General features: G+C 71.2%; 21 protein-coding genes. 9 read left to right on the top strand and 12 right to left on the bottom strand.

Annotated elements, in window-relative coordinates; translation table 11 throughout:
* Positions 1 to 103 precede the first annotated feature (103 nt).
* The 4 genes from ACQEU1_RS43300 to ACQEU1_RS43285 all read right to left on the bottom strand — a co-directional run bounded on the left by ACQEU1_RS43300 (position 104) and on the right by ACQEU1_RS43285 (position 5,674).
* The gene (locus tag ACQEU1_RS43300) at positions 104 to 2,971 is read right to left on the bottom strand and encodes a PQQ-dependent sugar dehydrogenase (RefSeq protein WP_433216089.1); all 2,868 of its coding nucleotides are present in this window, start codon (positions 2,969 to 2,971) and stop codon (positions 104 to 106) included.
* A 68-nt stretch (positions 2,972 to 3,039) separates the two neighbouring features.
* Entirely contained in the window at positions 3,040 to 3,837 is a 798-nt protein-coding gene (locus tag ACQEU1_RS43295) for an ABC transporter ATP-binding protein (RefSeq protein ID WP_433216086.1), read from the bottom strand.
* 11 nt (positions 3,838 to 3,848) lie between these two features.
* Positions 3,849 to 4,856 carry an ABC transporter substrate-binding protein gene (locus tag ACQEU1_RS43290; protein WP_433216083.1) on the bottom strand — a complete coding sequence of 336 codons (1,008 nt, stop codon included), beginning with the start codon at positions 4,854 to 4,856 and terminating at the stop codon, positions 3,849 to 3,851.
* A gap of 2 nt (positions 4,857 to 4,858) precedes the next feature.
* Positions 4,859 to 5,674, bottom strand: a complete 816-nt coding sequence (locus tag ACQEU1_RS43285) for an ABC transporter permease (RefSeq protein ID WP_433216080.1) — start codon at positions 5,672 to 5,674, stop codon at positions 4,859 to 4,861.
* A gap of 74 nt (positions 5,675 to 5,748) precedes the next feature.
* Here ACQEU1_RS43285 and ACQEU1_RS43280 point away from each other — a divergent pair, with 74 nt between their 5' ends.
* Genes ACQEU1_RS43280 through bla form a run of 5 tightly spaced genes read left to right on the top strand, consistent with a single transcriptional unit; the run spans position 5,749 to position 14,630 of the window.
* On the top strand, positions 5,749 to 6,879 hold the full coding sequence (locus ACQEU1_RS43280) for a mandelate racemase/muconate lactonizing enzyme family protein (RefSeq protein WP_433216077.1): 1,131 nt from the start codon (positions 5,749 to 5,751) through the stop codon (positions 6,877 to 6,879).
* 40 nt (positions 6,880 to 6,919) lie between these two features.
* Positions 6,920 to 10,393 carry a BTAD domain-containing putative transcriptional regulator gene (locus ACQEU1_RS43275; protein WP_433216074.1) on the top strand — a complete coding sequence of 1,158 codons (3,474 nt, stop codon included), beginning with the start codon at positions 6,920 to 6,922 and terminating at the stop codon, positions 10,391 to 10,393.
* Positions 10,394 to 10,404: 11 nt separating this feature from the next.
* Positions 10,405 to 10,998 carry a GntR family transcriptional regulator gene (locus ACQEU1_RS43270; protein WP_433216071.1) on the top strand — a complete coding sequence of 198 codons (594 nt, stop codon included), beginning with the start codon at positions 10,405 to 10,407 and terminating at the stop codon, positions 10,996 to 10,998.
* Between the two features lie 32 nt (positions 10,999 to 11,030).
* Complete coding sequence (locus tag ACQEU1_RS43265; RefSeq protein ID WP_433216068.1) at positions 11,031 to 13,721, top strand: non-ribosomal peptide synthetase; 2,691 nt, start codon at positions 11,031 to 11,033, stop codon at positions 13,719 to 13,721.
* Between the two features lie 9 nt (positions 13,722 to 13,730).
* A complete protein-coding gene (bla, locus tag ACQEU1_RS43260) occupies positions 13,731 to 14,630 on the top strand; it encodes a class A beta-lactamase (RefSeq protein WP_433216065.1) in 900 nt (299 codons plus the stop codon).
* Here bla and ACQEU1_RS43255 read toward each other — a convergent pair.
* Together ACQEU1_RS43255 and ACQEU1_RS43250 are read right to left on the bottom strand one after the other, a co-directional pair.
* A complete protein-coding gene (locus ACQEU1_RS43255) occupies positions 14,623 to 15,024 on the bottom strand; it encodes an ATP-binding protein (RefSeq protein WP_433216062.1) in 402 nt (133 codons plus the stop codon). The genes bla and ACQEU1_RS43255 overlap by 8 nt on opposite strands.
* Before the next feature lie 82 nt (positions 15,025 to 15,106).
* Complete coding sequence (locus ACQEU1_RS43250; RefSeq protein WP_433216059.1) at positions 15,107 to 15,502, bottom strand: ATP-binding protein; 396 nt, start codon at positions 15,500 to 15,502, stop codon at positions 15,107 to 15,109.
* Between the two features lie 126 nt (positions 15,503 to 15,628).
* On the opposite strand from ACQEU1_RS43250, the gene ACQEU1_RS43245 reads away from it, so the two are divergent.
* The 3 genes from ACQEU1_RS43245 to ACQEU1_RS43235 are packed head-to-tail and all read left to right on the top strand — an operon-like array spanning position 15,629 to position 17,881.
* Positions 15,629 to 16,801 carry an MFS transporter gene (locus ACQEU1_RS43245; protein WP_433216056.1) on the top strand — a complete coding sequence of 391 codons (1,173 nt, stop codon included), beginning with the start codon at positions 15,629 to 15,631 and terminating at the stop codon, positions 16,799 to 16,801.
* The gene (locus ACQEU1_RS43240) at positions 16,798 to 17,298 is read left to right on the top strand and encodes a 2'-5' RNA ligase family protein (protein ID WP_433216053.1); all 501 of its coding nucleotides are present in this window, start codon (positions 16,798 to 16,800) and stop codon (positions 17,296 to 17,298) included. The genes ACQEU1_RS43245 and ACQEU1_RS43240 overlap by 4 nt, the downstream gene beginning before the upstream one ends.
* A 25-nt stretch (positions 17,299 to 17,323) precedes the next feature.
* On the top strand, positions 17,324 to 17,881 hold the full coding sequence (locus ACQEU1_RS43235; RefSeq protein ID WP_433216050.1) for a copper resistance CopC family protein: 558 nt from the start codon (positions 17,324 to 17,326) through the stop codon (positions 17,879 to 17,881).
* On the opposite strand, the gene ACQEU1_RS43230 is transcribed toward ACQEU1_RS43235, so the two are convergent.
* The 3 genes from ACQEU1_RS43230 to ACQEU1_RS43220 are packed head-to-tail and all read right to left on the bottom strand — an operon-like array spanning position 17,822 to position 19,508.
* Positions 17,822 to 19,015, bottom strand: a complete 1,194-nt coding sequence (locus ACQEU1_RS43230; RefSeq protein WP_433216047.1) for an RNA polymerase sigma factor — start codon at positions 19,013 to 19,015, stop codon at positions 17,822 to 17,824. The genes ACQEU1_RS43235 and ACQEU1_RS43230 overlap by 60 nt on opposite strands.
* Positions 19,015 to 19,359, bottom strand: a complete 345-nt coding sequence (locus tag ACQEU1_RS43225; RefSeq protein WP_433216044.1) for a YciI family protein — start codon at positions 19,357 to 19,359, stop codon at positions 19,015 to 19,017. The genes ACQEU1_RS43230 and ACQEU1_RS43225 overlap by 1 nt, the downstream gene beginning before the upstream one ends.
* Positions 19,356 to 19,508 (bottom strand): hypothetical protein, encoded by a 153-nt coding sequence (locus ACQEU1_RS43220; RefSeq protein ID WP_433216041.1) that lies wholly within the window; start codon positions 19,506 to 19,508, stop codon positions 19,356 to 19,358. Before ACQEU1_RS43220 ends, ACQEU1_RS43225 begins: the two co-directional genes overlap by 4 nt.
* Between ACQEU1_RS43220 and ACQEU1_RS43215 the strand changes: the two genes are divergently transcribed.
* A complete protein-coding gene (locus ACQEU1_RS43215; RefSeq protein ID WP_433216038.1) occupies positions 19,507 to 21,735 on the top strand; it encodes a PEP/pyruvate-binding domain-containing protein in 2,229 nt (742 codons plus the stop codon). The two genes, ACQEU1_RS43220 and ACQEU1_RS43215, sit on opposite strands and share 2 nt — an antisense overlap.
* 46 nt (positions 21,736 to 21,781) lie before the next feature.
* On the opposite strand, the gene ACQEU1_RS43210 is transcribed toward ACQEU1_RS43215, so the two are convergent.
* The 3 genes from ACQEU1_RS43210 to ACQEU1_RS43200 form a co-directional block, all read right to left on the bottom strand.
* The gene (locus ACQEU1_RS43210; protein WP_433216035.1) at positions 21,782 to 22,072 is read right to left on the bottom strand and encodes an HPF/RaiA family ribosome-associated protein; all 291 of its coding nucleotides are present in this window, start codon (positions 22,070 to 22,072) and stop codon (positions 21,782 to 21,784) included.
* 156 nt (positions 22,073 to 22,228) lie between these two features.
* Positions 22,229 to 22,702: a redoxin domain-containing protein gene (locus ACQEU1_RS43205; protein WP_433216032.1), complete on the bottom strand. Its 474-nt coding sequence runs from the start codon at positions 22,700 to 22,702 to the stop codon at positions 22,229 to 22,231.
* A gap of 8 nt (positions 22,703 to 22,710) precedes the next feature.
* Positions 22,711 to 23,469, bottom strand: a complete 759-nt coding sequence (locus ACQEU1_RS43200; protein ID WP_433217083.1) for a cytochrome c biogenesis CcdA family protein — start codon at positions 23,467 to 23,469, stop codon at positions 22,711 to 22,713.
* Positions 23,470 to 23,480 lie beyond the last annotated feature (11 nt).

Raw genomic sequence — 23,480 nt, 5'->3', positions numbered from 1 at the left:
CCCCACCACCCTGTGGGCCAGGCCGTGCAGCACGGCAGCGGAAAGCGCTTTCCAACGCGGCGGCACCCGGAATCTACCCAGCTAATAAAGTGGTTACAACCCTCTAACGCACCCACTCGTACTGCGCGCGCACCTCATCCGCCGTCACCGCGCGGTCCAGGAACATCAGCCCGTCGAGCCGGCAGTTGCACGCGTTGGCCTCGCGGTTGTTCTGCGGGTGGCTGCCGCCGACCTTCAGACCACGCGAGAGCGCGGCGGACGTCACGTCCGGCTCGGCACCGCCGACGATCTTCCACGGATCACCGGGCACCGCGTACGACCCCTCCACCGGTACACCGTCGACGTACAGCCCGATCGTGCCGTTGTCGAAGTCGAACGTCCCGGCGAGGAACACCCACTTCCCCGGCGGCAGCAACGTCCTCCAGTCGGCCTTGGCCACGAAGAACTGCTTGTCCCCGCCGTCCAGCCGGCGTCCCAGGGCGATCAGCCGCATCGCCCCGTCGTGGTTCTCCGCCTCCAGCAACGCCCGCGCGGCGTGGCCGTCCGAGTCACCCGAGAGCACCCCGGCGAACCCGATCGCGCCGTAGAACCCGGACGTGCTCCGCGCGGGCGCCTCACCGGTGATCTTCACCCACGTCATGACCGACATGCCGCGCGCCTTGCTGAACGCCTTCATCGACGCGACCCCGGACGAGCCGTAGACGCCCGCCTTCCAGTCGTCGTTGCTCTTCACCCCCGGCCGCACCTGGCGGAGCTGCAGCGAGGTCTGAGAGGCCGGGAACGCCCCGTCCTGCACGCGCATCGCCGCGCCGCCGTTGACCAGCGTGATCGGCGTGCGCGAGCCGGCCCGCCCGATGTCGTCCTCCTTCTTCGCGTCCGCGGCGGGGTGCTCGAAGTCGTAGTGGTTCACGACCGAGGCGGCGATGCCCGGCGACACCTCCGAAGCAGTCAGCGCCGACACCGGCGAACCGGTGATCCGCAGGTCGGCGACGCGTCCGATGTTGTCGAACGACCCGAACCCGACGCGTCCGGAGCGGAGTTTCGTGTCGGTGGCGGTCATCAGCGGCTGCGACGACCCGTCCACGTACACCGCGATCGCCCCGGTGTCCGCGCAGTGCGTCACCCGCACCCGATGCCACTTCATGTCGGAGATCGCGGGTGCGGCGCCGACCGACCCGTTCCACTGGTCGTCGATGCGCACCCGGTCGGCGTTGTCCACCAGGAAGATCCCGTTGTGCGGGTAGATCTTGTTGTCCGACGACAGGTGCGCGTAGTAGAAGCGCGTGTCGGACTGGTACCCGAACACGATCACGACGTCGCGTTCGGCCCGCGTGACCGGCGTGTCCAGCCGCACCTGGGCGTCCACGACGACGTTGCCGAACGACGGCCCCTTCGTGACGACCGCGTACTCGTTGGGGCGCCGCGGTCCGGGCCGCACGCCACCGGCCTTGGACAGCACGACCTCGTTGCCGGGGAACCGCCAGCGCGACGGCGTGACGGGCTTCCAGTCGGCCGCGCGGGTCACGTCGCTGACGACCTCGCCGCCGGTCGCACAGGCCTGCGCGGTCTGGACGGTGCCGGTGACCTTCCAGATCCTGCCGTTCGCCTTGGCCAGCACGTAGAGCTCACCGGCCGCGTCCGTGCCGAACCGCAGGTCGACGCGGCTCTTGCCGGTCAACGACTTCAGCGTCGTCCGGTTGCCCGCCGCGTCGTACACGGCGAGCTCGAACGTCCGGGCGATCGGCGCACCGGCCCGCATGTCGCGTTCGTCGGCGTAGTACAGCAGTCCCTTCACGCCCTCGCCGTAGACGTACTTGCCCTGCAAGGAGGGGATCGCGCTGCCCCGGTAGACGAACCCGCCGATCAGCGCGTTCCCGCTGTCCCCGCAGCCGCCGCCGGGCCGGTTGTGGTCGAAGCCCGCGACCGGGTAGGTGTAGCCGTACTTCGCGTCGTCCGCGGGCAACGGGTAGAGCTGGCACTTCGGGTCGTCGCGGCGGTAGGTGAGATGGCCTTCCCGTTGCCCCCAGCCGAGGTTCGCACCGGGCTTGACCTCGTACACCGACTCGACGACCTTCTCGCCGATGTGGCCGAGCAGCATCTTGCGCGTGCCGCCGGTGTCCCAGCTGAAGCGGTACGGGTCGCGCATGCCGATCGCGTACAGCTCGGCCAGCGCGCCCGGCCTGCCCAGGAACGGGTTCGACGGCGGGATGCCGTACTTCCCGTTGCCGCTGTCGGACCCGGCCGGGTCGATGCGCAGGATCTTGCCCTGCGGCACCTTCACGTCCTGCGGCACGTCCGACCGGTAGCCGATGCCGCCGTCGCCCACGGCCAGGTACAGCAGCTCGTCCGGGCCGAAGCCGATCTCCTGGAACCCGTGCAGGTACTGGGCGAACCCGACGCGCAGCAGCTCGCGGCGCGTGCCCGAGAAGGTCGCCGCGCGGGGGTTGGAGGCGGTCCACTCGGTGATCACGCCGTGCACCACGGAGTTCGGCGACGGCAGGTCGGGCCTGCGGTTCTTCAGCGCGTCCTTGGCCTCGGTGTGCGCGGTGTAGAACTTGCCGTTCGTCGCGAACTTCGGGTGGAACGCGACGAACCCGAACCCGCTGCCGAGTCCCTGGTGGTTGTGGAAGTTCGCGCCGATGGTCGCGCGCACGTCGAGGTACGTGCGCTGCTCGCCCCCGCTCAGCGTGTACAGCTTCCCGTTCATGTCCGGCACGAAGAACCTGCCGGAGCCGTCCGGAATTTCGCCGAGGTAGTTGATCCGGTTGTACTGCTTGAGCCTGCTGTCCCCGGCGGCGGGAGTGGTCGACGACTGCGGCAGCCGGGCGATCTCCTGCAGCCGCACGCCCGTGCCGGACGGCGCGGGGGCCGGGAGTGGATCCGTGACGGGACCGGGCTGGGCGGCCGCCTGGGGTACCAGGGTGGCCGCCGCCACGGCCAGCGCGGCCAGGACCGAGAGCGAGCGTTTCATCGCGCACCACCTCGTGGATCGGCTTGGGAAAGCGCTTACCACGCGGCGGCGAGCCAGACTCTACGCGCTCAGTCCTGACCTGTCACGGCTCCGAGCAGGTCGCGGATGCGAGCGGTGGCCGACGCGAACTCGGGACGGGCCATCGTCGCCGAGTAGTCGCGTTCGGCCGGCAGGCCGACGTCGATGACCTCGTGCACGACGGCGGGCCTGCGGGTCAGCACGATCACCCGGTTCGCCAGGTACACCGACTCCGCGATCGAGTGCGTCACGAGCAGCACGGTCGTGCCGGTCTCCCGCCACACCCGGTGCAGCTCGACGTTCATCTGCTCGCGGGTCAACGCGTCGAGTGCGCCGAACGGTTCGTCCATCAGCAACACGCGCGGCTGGTGCAGCAACGCCCGGCACAACGCCACGCGCTGCTGCATGCCGCCGGACAACTCGTGCGGCAGTGCGTTCTCGAACCCGGACAACCCGGTCATCTCGATGAGCTCGTCCGCCCGCCGCGCCGCCTCGGCCGCGTTCATCCCGCGCATCTCGGCCTGCAACAGGATGTTCCTGCGCGCCGACCGCCACTCCAGCAGGGCGGCGCGCTGGAACACGAACCCGATGTCGTGCCGCGGCCCGCGCACCTGCTCGCCGAGCAGCGTCACCGAGCCCGCGGACGGCTTCAGCAGCCCCGAGACGAGCTTCAGCAACGTCGACTTGCCGCAGCCGGACGGGCCGACGATGGACACGAACTCACCCGGCGCGACGTCGAGCGAGACCCGGTCGATCGCGGTCACCTCCGCGCGCTTCGACTGGAAGCGCACGGAGACGTCGCTGATCTCGACAGCGGAGGTGGTGGTGGCTGTCACGTCAATGCTCATCCCTGCTGCGCTCATCCTTTCGGGGCAACGCTTTCTTCCCAGTACGCCGAAGGCTCCGACGCTTCCTTGATGATGCCGGTCTGCTTGAAGGTGTCGATGGTCTTCTTCCAGTCGTCCACGGAGTTCACGCCCGGCGCCTTGTCCTTCGTGGCGTCGGTGTGCAGCAACGTGAGCGTGGTCTTGAACTGCTCCAGCACCACCGTCGGCGACGGCAGCTGCTCGGCGGCGCCCTTCATCGACTCGGCAGCGGCCTCCGGCGCCTTCTGCGCCGCCGTCCACGCCTCCTGCGTCGCCGCGACCATCTTCTTCACCAGCTCGGGATCCTTCTGCAGCATGGACTTCGAGGTCAGCAGCCCGTTGCTGAAGTAGTTCAGGCCGAACTCGGAGAACCGGAGGTAGCCGACGTCCTTGCCGGACTTCTCCTTGATCGTCGGTCCCTGGTCGGACGCGAACCCGAGCAGCACGTCCGTGCGGTTCGAGATGACCGCGGCCATCTTGCCCGCGGGGTCGATGTTCTGGATGGAGACGTCCGACTCCTGCATGCCGTTCTGCTTCAGGAACGCCGGGAACGTCTTCGTCAGCGCGTCCCCCGCCGTCGTGGCGACGGACCTGCCCTTCAGGTCCTCGGGCTTCTTGATGTTCTTGTCCGTGAAGAACTGCACGGACGCGGGCGTGGTCTGCAGGAACACGCCGATGCTCTTGGCGGGCACGCCCTGCTCGACGGCCGTGGCCAGCGCGGACGTGTCGGCCCAGCCGAAGTCCGTCTGCCCGGCGCCGGTCGCGGTGACCGTCTTGCCGGAACCCTGGCCCGCCTGGATCTTGAGCTTGATGCCGTGCTTCTCGTAGATGCCTTCCTTGACCCCGTAGTAGAACGGCGCGTGCTCGCCGTACGGGTACCAGTTGAGGGTCAGCGTGACCTCTTTCGCCTCACCGCCCGAGCTCGACGTCGAGCCGCCTCCCCCACCGCAGGCGGTGATCAGCAGCATCGCGGGCAACAGGCCTGCAAGCACTTTCTTCACGATCAGCCTTTCGCGAGAAGGGTTGTGACGGCGGCGCCACGCCTGCTGGCGTGCCAGGGCAGCATCAGCTTTTCGGCGAGGTCGAGCAGCAGGAAGAGCACGACGCCGACCACGGAGATGACGATCAGGCCGGCGAACAGCATCGGCGTGTCCATGTTGCCGTTGGCCTGCAGGATCACGTAGCCGAGGCCCTCGTTGGAGCCCACGAACTCGCCGACCACGGCACCGGTCACGGCGAGCGTGACGGCGACCTTCAACCCCGCGAACAGGTGCGGCAGCGCGGCCGGGAAGCGGATCTTCACGAACGTCTTGACCGGGCCGCCGCCCATCGTCGCGGCCAGCTCGAGCATCTCGGTGTCGACCGACTTCAGGCCGGTCACCGTGGAGATCACGACGGGGAAGAACGCCATCAGCACGGCCACGATCACCTTGGGCTCGAAGCCGAACCCGAGCCACACCACGAACAGCGGCGCGATCGCGATCTTCGGGATGACCTGCGCGAACAGCAGGATCGGGTACGCGGTGCTCTCGATCGTCCGCGAGTAGACCATCGCGACGGCCACCAGCACGCCGAGAAGACCCGCGATCACGAACCCGAGGATCGTCTCGTACGTGGTCACCCACGTGTGGCCCGAGAGGTAGGACCACTTGTCCACCAACAGGCCGAACGTCTTGGCGGGCGACGGCACCAGGTAGGCCTCGACCAGCCCGGTGGCGGTGACGAGGTGCCAGATCACGAGGCACGCGGCGAGCAGCGCGGCCGGACGCCACGTCCGTTCGACGACACCTCGCCAGCGGTCTGCCGGAACTGTGCTCACGGAGCTCCCTCGGATTGGAAAGCGCTTTCCCGTACGCTATGTCCGGTCCACTGACCGGTCAAGATGGAGGATCGATGCAGCTCGGCCTGACCGTCGAAGAAGTCAGCGTCCACGCCGTCGCGCTGCCGACGTCGCGCTCGTTCGGCGTGTCCGGCGGAACGGTCGCCGTCGCAGGTCATCCGAGCATTCGCATCCTCGTGAAGATCAGCGCGGGTGGCGTGCACGGCTGGGGCGAGGCCACTCCGATTCCCGCCTGGACCTACGAGACCGCTGAATCGATTTATTGGACCGTCGAGCGGTATCTGGCACCTGCGATCATCGGCAGGCCGGTGTGGCAGCTGGACGGCATCAGCCGGATCTTCGACCGCACGATCAACCGCGGCTTCTCGATCGGCGCCCCGCTGGCCAAGTGCGCGCTCGACGTGGCCCTGCACGACCTGGTCGGCCGGGCGCTGAACGTCCCGATCGGCGTGCTGTGGGGCCAGCGCCGGCTCGAGGAGGTCGAGCTCGCGTGGATCATCTCCGGTCAGACGCCGGGCGAGGTGGCCGAGTCGGTGGCGGAGGGTTTCGAGCACGGCTACCGCTCGTTCAAGGTGAAGATCGGCCTGCACGGCGACGCGGACCTCGACGTCGTCCGCGCCGTCCGCGAGGCCGCCCCGGACGCACCCCTGTGGGTGGACGCGAACCAGGCCTACACCGTCGACGAGGCCCTCCGCGTGGCCGCGGAGCTCAAGCCCTGCAACGTCTTCGCGTTCGAGCAGCCCCTGCCGGCCAACGACGTGGCGGGCCAGCGCCGTCTCCGCGCCGCCTCTCCCCTGCCCGTGGCGCTGGACGAAAGCCTGAGGCATCCCACGGACCTCGCGACGTTCGTCAAGCTCGACGCGATCGACGTGGCGGTCGCCAAGGTGCAGCGCTCCGGCGGCCTCACCCTCTCGCACCGCCTGTGCCAGCTGGCCGAGGACTGCGGCGTCCGGCTGCTGGGGTCGGGCCTGACCGACTCGGACATCGGCCTGGCCGCGTCGCTGCACCTGTTCAGCGCGCACGGCATCGGCGGCCCGGCCGACCTGAACGGCCGTCAGTTCATCGCGTCGCCCTACGCCTCCGGCCTGACCGTGCGGGACGGCGTGGCGCAGGTGCCGTCCGGGCCGGGGCTGGGTGTCGAGGTGGACGAGTCGGTGGTGCGGGAGCTCTCGGTCGAGCTGTAGGGCCCGAACGACCGGCGCACAACGGTATGGTCCGAACGACATGCCCATCGAGTTCGCGGTACTCGGTCCCCTGCAGGTGCGCGTGGACGGCCACGAGCACCACCTCGGCGGCTTCACCCGCCGGGCCACCCTGGCCTACCTCCTGCTCCACGCGAACCACGTGGTCTCGATCAGCGACCTGACCGGGGCCCTGTGGCCTGCCGACCACCCTCCGACCGCCAGGGGCATCCTGCTCAACGCGGTCTCGGCCCTGCGCAAAGCGGGCGTGGAGATCACCACCCGCAAACCCGGTTATCTCCTGCACACCGACCGCCTGGACCTGCACAGGTTCCGCACCGCGCTGGACCAGGCCACCGCCGCCACCCCGGAGCAGGCGGCGCGGATCCTGCGCGGCGCCCTGGCCCTGTGGCGCGGCCCGGTCCTGGCGGACCTGGTGGCGGAGGGCGTCACCTGGCCGGCCCTCACCAGGATCACCGAGCGGCGCGACCACGCGGTGGAGGACCTGTACGACGCCGAACTGGCCAACGGCCGCCACCGCGAGATCACCGCGGACCTGGAGGCCCTGGCGCAGGCCCACCCGTCGAGAGAACGCGTCCAGACCCTGCTGATGCTGGCCCTCTACCGCTCAGGGCGGCAGGCGGACGCGCTGGCGGCCGCGAGGACGACCCGCCGCCACCTGGCCGCCGAACTGGGTGTGGACCCCGGCCCGGACCTCGTCCGCCTGGAACACGCGATCCTCACCCAGGACCCCGCCCTGGCCACGCACCACCCGGAGGCCCTGACCGTCCACGAGCGCAAGAGGATCAGCGTCCTCGCGGTCCGCCTGGACCTGCCGGGCACGGACGAGGCGGCGGACGAACGCCTGGCCACCGCGGTGGCCGAGGTCAGCAGCCTGGCCGAAGCCCTGGGCGGCACCACCATCACCACGCTGGGCTCGACGGTCTGCGCGGCGTTCGGCGCACCGAGAAACCGCGAGGACGACGCACGCAGAGCCACCAGGGCGGCCCTGGAGATCACCGGCACCCACCCCGCCGCGGCCGCGGTGGCCACCGGCCCCGCCCTGGTCACGTCGGGCGACCAGGTGACGGTCAGCGGCACGGTGCTGGACGCCGCCACGAACCTCCTCACCCGCACGGCCAGAGGAGAAGTCAGGACCTGCCCGGTGACCACCAGGGCGACCACGCCGACCGGGGACGACACCCCGTTCGTCGGCAGGACCGCCGAACTGGCCGCGCTCCACCGCGCCCACGACGAGGTGAGCAGCACCGGCCGCCCGAGGGTGGTCACCCTGCACGGCGAGCCGGGTACCGGGAAGACCAGGCTCGTCAAGGAGTTCACGACGGGCAGGCGCACGCTGACCGGCCGCACCCCCGCGTTCGCAGGCAACGACACGTTCGCGCCGCTGGCCGAGGTGGTGAGGACCCACGCGGGAATCCTGGACACCGACGACGCCGGGACCGTCACGTCCAAGGTCGAGGCGATCAGCACGGACCCGTGGCTCGCGACCCAGCTCAAGGCGCTGGTGGGTGTCGGGCCGCAAGGCAACGACGTGCTGGCGGCGTGGCGGCGCCTCGTCGAGCACCTCGCCGACGAGCCGCTCACGCTGGTCGTCGAGGACGTCCACTGGGCGGACGACCTGCTCACGGACTTCCTGCACGACCTGGCGACGACGAACGTCCCGTTGCTGGTCCTGCTCACGACCCGACAGGACCAGCTCATCGGCCCGGACAGCATCCCGCTGCACCCTCTGTCCGAAGAGGACACAGCGGAGCTGCTGGCGGCACTGGCGGAACGCCACCACGTCGACGCCGACCTCACCCAGTTGCGGAAACGCGCGCAGGGCAACCCGCTGTTCGCGAGCGAGTACGTGCGCATGCTCAGGGACGGCGCGCCGCAAGCCCTGCCGGAGACGGTGCAGACCGTCATCGGCGCGCGGCTCGACTCGTTGCCGCAGCTCGAAAGATCGGTGTTGCAGGACGCGGCGGTGATCGGCGAGACCGTGTGGCCCGGCGTCGTCGCGGCCGTGGCCGAACGCGACCGGGCGGAGATCACCCGGTGCCTGGAGGTCCTGGCGCAGCGGGACTTCCTGCGCCGCACCAGCACCAGCAAGGTGGCCGGGGAGGCCGAGTACGCGTTCAGCCACGTGCTGGTGCGCGACGTCGCCTACGACCGGGTCCCGCGCGGCACCAAGGCGATGAAGCACTACCACGCGGCGGAGTGGGTGCGGTCGTTGCCGCTGGAGCACGTTCCCCTGCTGGCGCACCACTTCCAGGAGGCGGTGTGGATCGCCGAAGCCTCCGGACGGCCGTGCGACATCATGGGCGCCAAGGCCAGGGCCGCCCTCACCGAGGCGGGCAGGAGGGCCACCAACCTCGCCGCGAGGGAAGCGGCGATCCGGTGCTACCGCGCTGCTTTGGCCGTCTGCCCGGACGGCCACCCGGACACCGCCGAGCTCCTCACGCTCCTGGGCTCCTGCCTCGCCCAGACCGGCGACGGCGCGGAGGAGCTGGCGAGAGCGGCCGGCCTCCACCGCACGGCGAAGAACTTCGCGGGCGCGGCACGGGCGGCGAGGTCGTCCTGGCGCGCGGCCTGGCACCGCGGCGACCACGAGGCGGCCCGGCACCACCTGGACGAGGCGATCGAGTTCCTCACCGTGGCACCGGCGCCCGACGTGCAGGCGTACGTCGCGCACGCCCTGACGCTCACCGACAGACTCGAAGAGGCCATCACAGCAGCAGAAAGCGCACTGCAGACGGCCGAGAACCTCGAACGGGCGATCGCGCTGGAGGCGAAGGGCCTGGCCAGGGTCAAGCAGGGCGACCCCGGCGGCTTCGACGACCTGCGCCACGCCGTCGCCGAACGCGAGCGGGCGGGGATCTCCACCGGCCTCTGCCTGTTCAACGCGAGCACGGCCTACACCACGATCGGCGACGCGAAGGCACGCCGGCGGGCGAGAGCCGAGGCGCGCCGAGCCGCCCACCGCCACGGCGACCAGGACACGCTCGCCTGGCTGGCCGCGTCCAGCTACGTCGAACTGTTCTGGGACAAGAGGTACGCCGATGCCCTGCAGGTCCTGGAGAACCCCACCCACTCCCACCTCCACGCCGCCCGCGGCCGCATCCGGCTGCTGACCGGCGACCTCGGCGGCGCGCGGCAGGACGCCGCCACGGCACTGGCACTGGCGAGGACCACCGGCATCCCCACCGACCTGCACCACCCGCTCACCCTCACCGCCAGGATCGCCCTGCACACCGGCGAGAGGCCGGACACGAGCGAGCTGCTGCCGTTGCTGCGGGGCCACCAGATCACGGGCCTGGCCGGCGTGGACCTGCCGGTGGTCCTGGCCGCCACCGGCCACACCGCCGACGCGCTCGCCACCGTGTCCTGGTCGCGCTGGAAAGACGCCGCCGTCGCCCACCTGAACGGCGACAGGGCCACGGCCAGACGCATCTACCAGGAGATCGGCTCCGCCCCCGACGCCGACGATGAGTCGCTGGTTATCGACGGGCCCTAACGTCAGGACACGTGCCCATCCCCCGCTACTACCAGGCCAAGGCCAGGCTGCTGGACCTGCTGGACGGCCTGCCGGGTCACACCCCGTTCCCACCCGAACGCGCGCTCTCCGACCTCATCGGCATGTCCAGGAGCACGATCCGCAAAGCCCTGGACGAACTGGTGCTGGAAGGCAGGCTCCTGCGCGGCACCGGACGCCAGGGCACCACGGTCGCACCGCGCCGACAGCCCCTCCGCATCACCCTGCACGCCCTGTTGCAGGACCAGATCCCCCGCGAACGCACCACGACGAGGACCACGAACGGCGTGACCACCGTCGAGTCGGTCCTGCTCCACCTCGACGAGCCGATCGGCGTCCGCCGGACGCTCCTGCGCGCACCCGCGTGCCGCCTCCGCCAGAGCGAACCGTGGTGCACCACCACCCTGGCCACCCCTCGCGTTGCGCGCCTGCTGAACGTCCGCGCCGCCACCCCGTTGCTGGCCGTGGCTTGGCTCGGCCACGACCGGGAAGGCGTGCCCAGGGAGAGGTCCAGCGTCGTCCTGCGCGGCGACAGGGCCCGTCTCGCGCTGCAAGTCCAGGGATCCGCCCAGTTCCGCGCCGGTTAGCGTCGACGCCCGACTCCGCAGCAGGAGGAACCATGACCGACCACGTCCGGCGCCGCATGTGGTTCCTCGACCGGCTCGACCCCGGCAACCCCAGCCACCACGTCACGCTGGTCACGACGCCCACCGCCGTGCACGTGCCGGACGCCCTGCTGGTCCGGTTCGACGACGACGCGCGCCCCGTCCCGTCCGGCGAGCCCGTCGTCGTGCGCAAAGCGGTCGTCAACGACATCAGGGCGGCCGTGCGGGCCGAGATCACCCAGCCGTTCGACCTGAGCGCAGGCCCGCTCGTGCGCGCGTTGGAGCTCAACGGGTCGTTGCTGGTGCTGACGATGCACAGCGTCCTCGGCGACATCCGCGTGCTGGAGACCGTGCTGGGCGGCCCCGGCCCTGCCGATCCCCAGGGCGACCCGGACTTCTGGCTCGTCCACCTGCGCGACCTGCCGGTGCTGGAACTGCCCGCCGACCGGCCGCGGCCACCGCTGCACAGGCCGGAGGCCGGCGTCCTCCCGTGGTCGGCCGACGCCGAATCGGACGCCGTGCTCGCGGCCCTGCAGGTGGTCCTGAGCCGCTACGCGCGGCAGACGGACGTGCCGGTCGGCGTCGTCGTCGCCGACGAGCTCGTGGTGCTGCGCGGCGACCTGTCCGGCGACCCGACGTTCGGCGAGCTGTGCGCGCTGACGGCGGGGCGGCTGACCGCCGCGGCCACGCACCTGGTCCGGTTCGACCAGGTCGTGGACCTGCTGCGGCCCGAACGGGACCTGTCGCGGCACCCGCTCACCCAGGTGCTGGTCGACCTGCGGCCGCGCCGCGACCTGCACGACCCCGAGGTCGCGTTCACCAGCTTCGACCTGGAGTTCCAGAACGGCCGCGTGCTCTACAACCGGGCGTTGTTCGACCGTTCCACGATCACCCGGCTGCTCGCTCACCTGTCGAGGGTGCTCGCGGCACCGGCCGGCGAACGCCTCTCGCGGATCTCGATGGTCGACGACACCGACGCCGCGTTGCTCGGCGCGTGGAACGACACCGCCGAACCGCTGCCGGACGTGAGCATCCCCGACCTGTTCGCCGAGCAGGTCCGCGCCACCCCGGACGCGGTCGCGATCGAGCACGGCGGCGAGCACCTCACGTACGCCGAGCTGGACCGCCGGGCGCGCCGGATGGCGAACCTGCTGCGGTCGAAGGGGATCCGGGCCGGCGACCTGGTCGGCCTGTGCCTGCCGCGGGGCGCCGACCAGATCGTCACGGTCCTGGGCGTGCTGCAGGCGGGCGCCGCCTACGTGCCGATCGACCCGGAGCACCCGCTCGACCGCATCCAGTTCCTGGTCGACGACGCGGGACTGTCCGTCGTGGTCAGTCGCAACCGCGTGCTGTTCCACCAGCCGCTGGATCCGTCCGAAGTGGATGGACAGCCGGACTCGCCGTCGCCGCGGACGAGCCAGGACGCCCCCGCGTGCCTGATCTACACGTCCGGCTCGACCGGCCGCCCCAAGGGCGTGCTCGTGTCCAGCCGCTGCGTGGTGAACCTGGTGCGCTGGCAGGAGAAGGCGCTCGACCGCGAACCGGGCGGCCGCACCGCCCAGTTCACCACCCCCACGTTCGACGTGTCGGTGCAGGAGATCTTCTCGGCGTTGCTGTTCGGCGGCACGCTGGTGATCCCGTCCGACGAGGTGCGCCGCGACCCCGCCGCGTTCGCCGCCTGGCTCGACGCCGAACGGATCACCCGGCTGTTCGCGCCGGACTCGGTGCTGCGGGCCCTGCTCGCCGAGGAGCCGGCGTTCGCCGCGATGCGGCACGTCTCGCAGGCGGGCGAACCGCTGACGCTGGACGGAAAGCTGCGCGAGTTCTGCGCCCGGCGGCCGTGGCTGCGCGTGCACAACCACTACGGCCCCGCGGAGTCGCACGTGGTCACGTCCTACTCGCTGCCGGCCGACGTCGCGGCCTGGCCCGCCACCGCCCCGATCGGCAGGCCCGTCGACAACACCAGGATCCACCTGCTCGACGCCGATCTGCGGCCCGTCGGCATCGGGGTCTCGGGCCAGTTGTGTGTCGCGGGCGCGGGAGTCGCGGCGGGCTACCACCGGCGTCCCGAGCAGAGCCGGCAGAAGTTCATCGTGCACAACGGCGAGCACCTCTACCTGACGGGCGACCTCGCGTCGTGGACCGAAGACGGCCTGCTGCAGTTCCACGGCCGTGTCGACGACCAGGTGAAGATCCGCGGCGTGCGGGTCGAACCGGGTGAGGTCGAGGCCGTGCTGAACGCCCACCCGGAGGTCGGACGAGCCGTGGTCCTGGTGCGGGACAAGCACCTCATCGCGTACTACACCGGCGACGCCGACGACCTGCTGGAGCACTGCACCGCGCACCTTCCGGTCCAGCTCGTGCCGTCGGTCTTCCAGCAGGTGCCCGGGTTCCCGTTGCTGGCCAACGGGAAGGTCGACCGCTGGGCGTTGCCCACCCCCGCGCCGCGGTCCCCGCACGTGCGGCCGCGCACGAGCGAGGAGCTCGCGCTGTGCCAGGTGTTCGCGGACGTGCTCGGCATCGACGACGTGGGCGCGACCGACGACTTCTTCGCGCTGGGCGGGCATTCCCTGCTCGCGACGCGCGTGATCACCCGCGTGCGCGCCGAGCTGGACGCCGACCTGCCGTTGCCCGCGTTGTTCCACCAGCGCACGCCACGGCGGCTCGCGCGGGACGCGTCGCTGCGGATCTCCGAGATCAAATAGTGTGAACGGGTGACCGATCGACGCACCGTCCTGAAAACCTTCGCCCTGCTCCCGCTCGCCGGCTGCGCTGCCGCACCGTCACCTCAAAGCGCAGCGCCCACGACGACAACAACTACGACCAGCGCCGCACCCGTGAAGCACGAAGCGTTGTTCGAGCTGGAGAAGAAGTTCGACGCACGGCTGGGTGTCTACGCGATGAGCGACAACGGAAGCACGATCGAACACCGGGCGGATGAACGGTTCGCGTTCTGCTCGACGTTCAAAGGCCTTGCCGCGGCGGCGGTTCTGCACCGCAACCCGATGTCGTATCTGGACAAGGTGGTCACCTACACCGAAGCCGACCTGATGAAGAGCTCCACCATCACGAAGCAGAACGTCCGAACGGGCATGAAGCTGCGCGACCTGTGCGACGCCGCCGTCCGCTACAGCGACGGCACGGCGGGCAACCTGCTGCTGCGCGAGGTCGGCGGACCGGCGGAGCTCACGAAGTACCTGCGCGGGATCGGCGACACGGAGACCAGGATGGACCGGATCGAGCCGGACATCACCTCGGCCACGCCCGGCGACCCGCGCGACACCGCCACCCCGCGCTCGCTCGGCACGGACTACCAGCGGATCGTGCTCGGCGACGCGCTTGAGCCCGAGAAGCGCGACTTCCTGAAGGACCTGCTGGAACGGTCCGTCACCGGCGCCAAGCGCGTCCGGGCAGGGGTGCCGCAGGGCAGCGGGGTCGCGAGCAAGACCGGCACCGGTGACCACGGCACGGTCAACGACATCGCCGTCGTGTGGCCGCCGAACCGCGAGCCGGTCCTGATCGCGATCATGTCAAGTAAGGCGGCCGCGGACGCCGGGTACGACGAGGCTCTCGTCGCCGAAGCCGCGGCCTACGTCGTCAAGACCCTCACCTGACGGACGACACGTCCGCCCACACGGTCTTGGAGTCGGGGAACCGGTTGTGCCCCCACACCTGCGCGAGTCCGTTGACCAGCAACAAACCCCGCTGCCGCCGCCCGAGGAACCCCATCCGCCCCAGCTGGGGGAAGCGGCCGGGGGTCCCGTCGTCGACCTCGACCCGCACCACCTCCCGCTCGGGCAGGCGGAAGACCCTGGCCCGGCGCTGCGGGGCGGCGTGGTGGTAGGCGTTGCTCACGAGCTCCGTGGCCACGACCATCACGTCGACGATGACGTTCTCGTGCATACCTCTCAGCAGGCGCCGGACCTCCGCCCGCACGTCGGCGAGCGGCAGAACACCTTCCGGTAGGACGAGGTCCAGTCGTTCGCCGGACCGTCCTGCAATACCCATCAGCATCTCCCCGCGCCCTGTTTGTTCAAGGCAGCAGGCTTCATACCCCAGAGCGCGCACAACGAAACCCGCCGAACTGGAATCACGGCGACCTCGGGAGGTCCGCCCAGACCACGGTGCCACCGTGAGCCCTGTCCACACCCCACCGGTCGGACAGCCGGGCCACCAGGACCAGGCCGTACCCGCGCTGGGGCCGGGACACCTTGCGCAGGGGCGGGTGGGCCCGGGCGTCGTGCGCGATCTCGACGCGGATCTTCTTGTGATCCACGACGACGCGTAAGAAAGACGGTTCCGACGTGTACCGGTACGCGTTGCTGACCAGTTCGTTCACCACCAGCAACACGTCCGCGACCGCGTCGGCGTCCTCGCCCATGAGCTCCAGCCGCACCCAGCGCCGTACCGCCGCGAGTGACGGCCGTTGCCTGCCCAGTGGCAGGTGCGCCGCCTCGCCCGTTCGCGCTGCCTGGTCGCGAGCCAAACCGCTCCTCGGTCAGTTGATCAGTTCGCGGGCCGGTTACCCGACTGCATCGAAAGCCAAACCATCCCGTCCGTTCACCAACGTCAACTACCCTCACTGTTCCGCCGCGACGCCAGGGAGAACCGCGTGCCCAGACCGTTGACGCCAGTGCTGATCGCCGTCTTCCTGATGTACCTGGTGCAGCAGCAGCTGGCCTCCGTCGTCGGCCCGCTGGCCGTGGCGTTCGGGCTGCCGACCTCCCAGCTGAGCCTGCTGTTCTCGGTGGCGGCCGTGGCGACGGCGGTGGCGAGCCCGCTGTGGGGCCTGCTGCTCGACGCCACCGGTCCCCGCGCCGTGCTGATCGCCGGGCTCGTGCTGTGCGTGGTGGGCCCCGCCGGGTTCGCCGCCGTGGTGACGTTCGGGCTCGACGAGACGCTGCCGGCCGACCTCGCCTTCCTGCTGATCCTCTTCTTCCGCGGGGTGGTGTTCGGGGTGGGCATCGCGGCGGTGCTGGTCGCCGCGCTCGCCCTCGCGGGCCTGACGACGGCGGGCACCGGCGACCGCACGCGCGCCATCGGGTTCGTCGGCGCGGCCCAGAGCCTCGGTGTCCTGGCCGGCCCGGTCATCGCGGGCGTGCTGGTGGCGGGCTCGACGACGTTGCCGGTCTACCTGGCGCCGGTGCTCGCGGCGGTGGCGGCGGTCGTGGCCCTCGTGCTGGTCAAGCCGGTGGTGCCGGTGCTGCAGGAACCCGTGCGGGCGCAGCCGGTGGAGCTGCTGCCCGCGTTCGGCGCCGGCCTGTTGCTGTACCTGTCGTTCGCGATCGCCGAGGTCGTCGTCGTGTTCCTCGCCGCCGACCGCGAACGGATCGGGTCCGGCGCGATCGAGGGCGTGCTGCTCGGGGCAGGGCTCGGGCTGGTGCTGGCGCAGGGTCTGCTGGTGCCGGTGCTGAGGTGGGCGCCGGACCGGCTGCTGAAGGTCGGCGCGCCGGTCGCGGCCGCCGGGTACGCGCTGCTGGTGATCGCACCGTCGGCCGCGGTGGTCACGGCGGCGGTGCTGGTGGTCTCGCTGGGCGTCGGTCTCGGCGTCACCGGGTTCGCCGCGACGGCCTCGCTCGGGGTGGGACTGCGGCGGCAGGGACTGGTGGCCGGGCTCGTGACGTTGACGAGCGGCGTGACGTTCGTGGTGGGGCCGATGCTGACCGGCCTGCTGTTCGAGGTGGAGCCGAACGCGCCGGCGCTCGTCGCCGGGGCGGCCGCGCTGCTCGCGACCGGGCTCGCGTTCGTGCCGGCAGGGCCGCGTGTCCCACACTCCGCCGTGTGAGGTTGTCGGTCTCGCTCTGGCCGCCGCCGGAGATCGTCGAGGTGCTCGGCGCGCTCGACCGCGTGCCGGGCGTGCAGTGGTCGGTGCCCGCGCAGTGGCTGGTGAAGGTCCGGCCGCTCGGCACCGTGCCCGAACGGCTCGTGCCCGCGCTCGCCGAGGCGCTGGCCGACGAGCTCGACGGCGCACCCGCTGTGCGTTGTGCGCTCGGACCGCGGGTGCGGTCGATCGGTCAGTGGCTGGGTGTGCCGGTGGCCGGGCTGGACGAGCTCGCGGAGGCCGTGTTCGCCGCGACCGCGCCGATCGTGCCGGTCACGCACCCGCAGCCGTTCCGCGCCGACGTGGTGATCGCGCGGGGCCGGGTGCCAGCGGCGCTGGCCGGTCAGGCGGTCTCCGGTGAGTGGGTCGCGGACCGGATCGCGCTGGTCGCCGATCGCAGCACGGCGGGCAGGCCCCGGTTCGAGGAGCTGTTCCGGCACGAACTGAGGCTGCCGGACTGATCGACTCTGCCGTTACGCTGCGCTCGTGACGCGTTACTTCAGCGCTCTCGTGCTGGCCCTGCTCGCCGCGACGGCCCTGGTCGTCCCCGCACAGGCCCACGCCGAGCTCAAGAGCAGCAACCCGGCGTCCGGCGCGACCCTTCCGGCGCCGCCGAGCACCGTCGAGCTGGTGTTCAACGAGTCGATCCAGCTGCCCGACGGCGCCGCGGTCACCGTCACGGGGCCGGACGGCGCCAAGGTGCCCGTCACCAAGGTGCAGGCCGTCGACGCCACGATCACGGCGACCCTCGACGTCAAGGCCGCCAGGTCGGGGGCGCACACCGTCGACTGGGCGGCCAAGTCCGACGACGGTGACACGATCACCGGCAAGTTCACGTTCACGATGACCGCGCCGGAGCAGACGTCGTCCAGCGCGCCGCCGCCGTCCTCGGTGACGATGAGCGCGCCGGTGTCGAACGCTCCCTCGTCGACGGCGCCCGCGGAGTCCGGTGGCGTGCCGCTGTGGGTGTGGATCCTGGTCGCGCTAGTGGTGCTCGTCGGCGCGATCCTGCTGGTCCGGCGGCGCAAGCCCGAGGACGCGTAGGCGTTCGGCGAGCAGGTCGCGTTCGGCCGGGTGCTCTGCCCGGTCCAGCGCGGCCCGCAACGCCTCGGACGGGTCTTCTCCCAGGCGGTGCAGGAGGTCCGCCCGCACGGCGTGGAACAGGTGGTAGCGGTCCAGGTCCAGCGCGGCGATCTCGTCGAGGGCCTGGCGTGGACCCTTCGTCTCGGCGAGCGCGACGGCCCGGTGCAGGGCGACGACCGGGCTCGGCGCGACGGCCATCAGCTGGTCGTAGAGGGCGACGACCTGGTGCCAGTCGGTCGGCGGGTCGCTGTGCACGGCGTTGATCGCGGCCTGGAGCTGGTACGGGCCCGGCTGGTTGCGGCGCAGGCACTGCCGCACGAGGTCCTGCCCCTCGGCGATCAGGTCCGCGCGCCACAACGCCCGGTCCTGGTCCTGCAGCAGCACGATCCGGCCGTCGCGCAGGCGGGCGTCCCGGCGTGAGGCGACGAGCAGCATCAACGCCAGCAGGCCCAGGACCTCTGGTTCGTCCGGCATCAGCGCGGCGAGCACGCGGGCGAGCCGGATCGCCTCGTCGGCCAGGTCGTGCTTGTCGAGCCAGCCCTCGTTGAAGATCAGGTAGAGGACGGCCAGCACGGCGTTCAGCCGGCCGGGCAGGTCGGCGTCGCGCGGCACCCGGTACGGGACGCGGGCCGCGCGGATCTTGCCCTTCGCCCGCACGATCCGTTGCGCCATCGTGGCTTCCGGCACGAGGAACGCCCTGGCGATCTCCGCCGTGCTCAGCCCGCCCAGGAGCTTCAGCGTGAGGGCGACCTGCGCCTGCCGCGCGAGCGACGGGTGGCAGCAGGTGAAGATCAGCCGCAACCGTTCGTCGGGCACGTCCCCCACCTCCTCCTCCGGCTCGTGGTGCAGCAGTTCGGCCTGCGCGTGCTTCTCGCGCCCCTTGGTCTCCCGCCGCAGCCGGTCGATCGCGCCGTTGCGGGCGGTGGTGATGATCCAGCCCGCCGGCGCCGGTGGGACCCCGTCGACCGGCCAGCGCTGGACGGCCTTGGCGAACGCGTCCTGCACGGCCTCCTCGGCGAGGTCGAGGTCGCCGAGGAAGCGGGTCAGCACCGACACCGCGCGGCCGTACTCGGCCCGGAAGATCCGCTCGATCATCAGGACGCGATCGGCCTGACCTCGATCGACAACGGGCTGAGCACCTCGGCCAGCCGCCGCCCCCAGCCGAGGGCCTCGTCGAGGTCCTCCGCCCGGATGACGGTGAACCCGCCGATGTGCTCCTTGCCCTCGGTGAACGGCCCGTCGGTCATCAGCACGTCGTCGGTCACCTTGAGCACGGTCGCGGTCGACGGCGGGTGCAGCCCGACGGCGAACACCCAGGCGCCTTTGGCCTGCATCTCCTCGTTGAGCGCGGCGAGGTTCGCCATGATCGGGTCGAGCACCTCTGGCGGCGGGACCTCACCGTCGGGCTGGTAGATGCTGAGCAGGTACTGCTGCGTCATCGTGATCTCCTCTCCCCCTCGACACGAACGCGGCGGGCCCGTTTCGACAGCATCGTCCACCACGCGACCACCGGCCCCTCGAAGCCCGCCGGACCGCTTTCCCCGTTGCCGCCCCGTCCGGCGCGCATCTCGGCGACCATGGCGATCATGTCCTCGTTGCTCCTGCCCCTCGACGACCCGCAGGCGACGCTGGCCGTGGTGGGCGGCAAGGGCGCCTCGCTCGCGCGGCTGGTCAGGGCCGGCCTGCCGGTGCCGGCCGGGTTCCACCTCACCACCCGCGCCTACCGCGAGCGGTCGATGGAGGGCGTGCTGGAGGCGTTCCGGGAGCTGGGCGGGCCGGTGGCGGTGCGGTCGTCGGCCACGGCGGAGGACCTGCCGGGCCTGTCGTTCGCCGGGCAGCACGACACCGTCCTGAACGTCACCGAGGACGGGCTGTTCGACGCGGTCCTGCGGTGCTGGGACTCGCTGCGCTCCGACCGCGCCGTCGCCTACCGCGCGCGCAACGGCGTGACGTCGGCCGAGATGGCGGTCGTGGTGCAGCGGATGGTGCCCGCGGAGGTGTCCGGGGTGCTGTTCACGGCGGACCCGGTGACCGGGCGGGCCGAGCCGGTGATCAACGCGGTGCGCGGGCTCGGCGAGGCGCTCGTCAGCGGGGAGGCCGACGCCGCGGACCTGTTGTCCGACGGGCAAAAAGCGTCGCTCGTGGCGTTGGGCGAGCGGATCGAGGCGTTGTACGGCACGCCGATGGACGTCGAGTGGGCGTGGGCCGGGGGCGGGTTCCAGATCCTGCAGGCGCGGCCGATCACGTCGTTGCGGGTCGAGTGGAACGACAGCCTCGACGGCGACTACCTGTGGTCCAACGGCAACGTCGGCGAGGCCGTGCCCGAGGTGATGACGCCGGTGACGTGGTCGGTGATCAGGGTGCTGTCGAGCGCGGCGATCGGGCCGCACCGGATCTCCGGCAACATCGGCGGCCGCTTCTACCTCAACCTCAGCACCTACAGCGCGCTCGGCACGGCCGTGGGGCGGGCGGAGCAGATGCTGCGGGCGGGCTCGGAGACGTTCGGGCGCATCCCCGCCGGCGTGACCGTGCCGCCGCTGCCGATGTCCCGTGCCGCGATCCTCGGCGCCGTGCTGAGAGGCGCGCGCGAGCCGGTGAAGCAGCAGCTCCGGTACCGGACGGGGATCGCGCGGCTGGTCCGGTCGAACCCCGCGCGGTGTGCGGCGGCCCGCCGGGCGATCGCGGACTGTGCGACGCCGGCCGCGTTGCTGGAGGTGTGGCGCGGCGATCTGGACGACCTGCTGCGGGTGGTGTGCCCGGTGCTCGACGCCGGGGCGCGCATGATCGCGGGCGGGCCGGCCGCGTTCCGGCGCTCGCTGGCCGCGCTGGTGGGCGAGCAGGACGCGGCGACGTTGCTGACCGGCTTCCACGACGGCGCGGGCCTCGCGAGCCTCGGGCCGTTGATCGGCCTCTCCCGGCTCAGGTCGGGCGCCGTCGACCGCGACACCTTCGCGCAGACCTGGGGTCACCGGTGCGCGGCCGAGTTCGAGCTCTCCGCCCCTCGCCCCGCCGAGGACCCGGCCTGGATCTCCCGCCAGCTCGAGTCCCTGGCCGACCCCGAGACCCTGCTGGCCCGCCAGGCCTCCGCGCGGTCAGCGGCGTGGGACCGGCTCGTGGCCGCCCACCCCGGCAAGGCGCCCCGCGTCCGCAAGCGCCTCGACCGCATCGGCGAGGGCGCGCGGGCGCGGGAGCGGGCCAGATCCGAGATGGTGCGGGCGTTCTGGGTGATGCGGGCGTTCGTGCTGCGCGCGGGCGAGCTCACGTCGTCCGGCGACGACCTGTTCTTCCTGCCGATCGACGACGTCCTGCGCGTGCTGGCCGGCGAGACCTCGCTGCTCGGCCGCGTCCCCGCCCAACGCCAGGCCTACGAGCGCTACCGGGCGCTGCCCCCGTACCCGGCGCTGATCCGCGGCCGCTTCGACCCGGAGTCGTGGGCGGCCTCCCCCGACCGCCGCGCCGACCTCCACGACGCGACCACCGACGTGCCGATGCCGTCCGACGTCACGGGGTTCGCGGGCTCGGCGGGCGTCGCGGAAGGAGTCGCACGGGTGCTCGCGCGCGTCGAGGACGGCGAAGCGTTGCGGCAGGGCGAGATCCTCGTGACGACGGTGACGAACATCGGCTGGACCCCGCTCTTCACCCGTGCCGCCGCGGTGGTGACGGACGTGGGCGCGCCCCTGTCGCACGCGGCGATCGTCGCGCGGGAGCTGGGCATCCCTGCCGTCGTGGGGTGCGGGAACGCCACGACCAGGATCGTCACCGGAGACGTCGTGAGGGTGGACGGCACCCGCGGCACGGTGCGGAAGGTGCGCTGAACCCACCACCCGTCCGCCGGCGAGTGGCAGGGTCAGCGCGACGAGATCAGTTGTGCACGGGCACGCCGCGCATCGACACCAGCTGGCGCCGCATGCGTTCCCGCACCAGGTCGATCACCTCGGTCACCGTGTCGCCCTCCGCGTACGCCTGCACCTCGACCCACTTCAGGTCGAGCCGCGCGTGCGCGTGGATCACGGACTTGTCCGAGGTCAGGTTGACCCACGCGAAGTCGACGCGGTCCGGCGCGTACCGGTCCAGCGACCCGATCCGCGCGGACGCGTAGTCCCTGGCCTGCTCGGGAATGGCCTCCGCGAGCGAGACCTGGATGTAGTCCATCGACACCTGCCTTCTCATGGCCGCGCGGCAGCGCCGCACGGCGAGTTCGACGATACGAATTCGATCGCAACGCCGAACCAGGCGTTGGTCCCGACAGAGCAGGGTCTTTCTACTGAGAAGATGATGCGGCTGCCGGACCTAGTGATGTCACTGGGATCAAGTCTTTGGCACCAAAGAGGAAACTCGCTCGTCGAGCTGCTCCTCGGTGGGCGAGCCGGTCAGCAGTTCGACCGAGCCGTCGGCACCCACGAACGCGAACGTCGGCTGCGCGGTGACGCCGAACCGCTTCCACACCGAGCCGTCGAGGTCGGCGAGGTGCGGGAAGCCGCCCATCCGGTGGTCCGCCACGAACTTCTTCATCGCGTCGAGCTGGTCCTCGGCCGCGACGCCGACGAACTGGACCTCGTCGTGCCGCTTGGCCAACGCCTCCACCGTCTCGGCCTCGGCGTTGCACGACGGGCACCACGGCGTCCAGAACCACAGCACGGCGGGCTGTCCGGCGAGCTTGTCGCCGCGGAACTCGGCCCCGTCCAGCGTCTTCGCCGTGAACTGGAACTTCTCGGGTGGCGGCGTCTTCTCCGCGCAGCCGGCGAACAGCAGGATCCCTAGCAGCAGTCCGAGGATGCGCATTCGGCTCCTCACCTCCCGTCAGGACGTACGGCCTTGCGCCTCCTCCGGTTCAGCCACCACGCGCCGATGACGACCAACGCCACGACGAACGGCCACGGCCCAAGTGCTGACACGAACTGCACGAGCGCGCCCTGAAGCCGTCCCGCGCCCAGCACGACCGGGTCGACGGCGTTGCCGTCAGCCAGGAACAACCGCAGCTCGTAGACGCCGTAGTAGGTCACGTACGCGCCGACGACGAGCAGCACCACACCGCCGATGCGACCGACGTGTGGCAGCAGGCGACGCATGTGCGGTGCGAGTGCGGAGCCCGCCACGGCCAGCACGGTCACGACGAGCCCCATGCCCAGCGCATAGGCCAGGAACGCGAACACGCCCGTTTGCAGCGATGCGCCCACCACGGCGAGGAACGGGCCGATGGCGCACGAGAGAGAGGCGATGGCGAACGCGATGCCGTAGCCGTACATGGACCACAGGTTGCGCGGCGCGGCGGACAGCTTCGGCAGCCGCACGTAGAGGTCCTTGCCCAGCAGCAGGAGCACCCCCACGACGAGCATCGCGAGCCCGATCACGACCGTCACGAACGGCAGGTAGCGCTTGAGCGTCGCGGCCACCGGGCTGACCAGGATTCCGAAGGCGCCGAAGAAAGTGACGAATCCGGCTGTCATCACCAAACCAGACATAAAGGCACGCGCAGGAGAGTCGCGGGCCACCAGTGCCAAATAGGCGGGCAGCATCGCGAAACCGCACGGGTTGACCGTGGCCACCATTCCCGCGAGAA

The sequence above is a fragment of the Lentzea sp. CA-135723 genome, from assembly GCF_050936595.1.
In the GTDB taxonomy this organism is placed as follows: domain Bacteria; phylum Actinomycetota; class Actinomycetes; order Mycobacteriales; family Pseudonocardiaceae; genus Lentzea.
The sequence above is the reverse complement of the archived record's forward strand: the minus strand, read 5'-3'. Positions and strand labels throughout refer to the sequence as shown.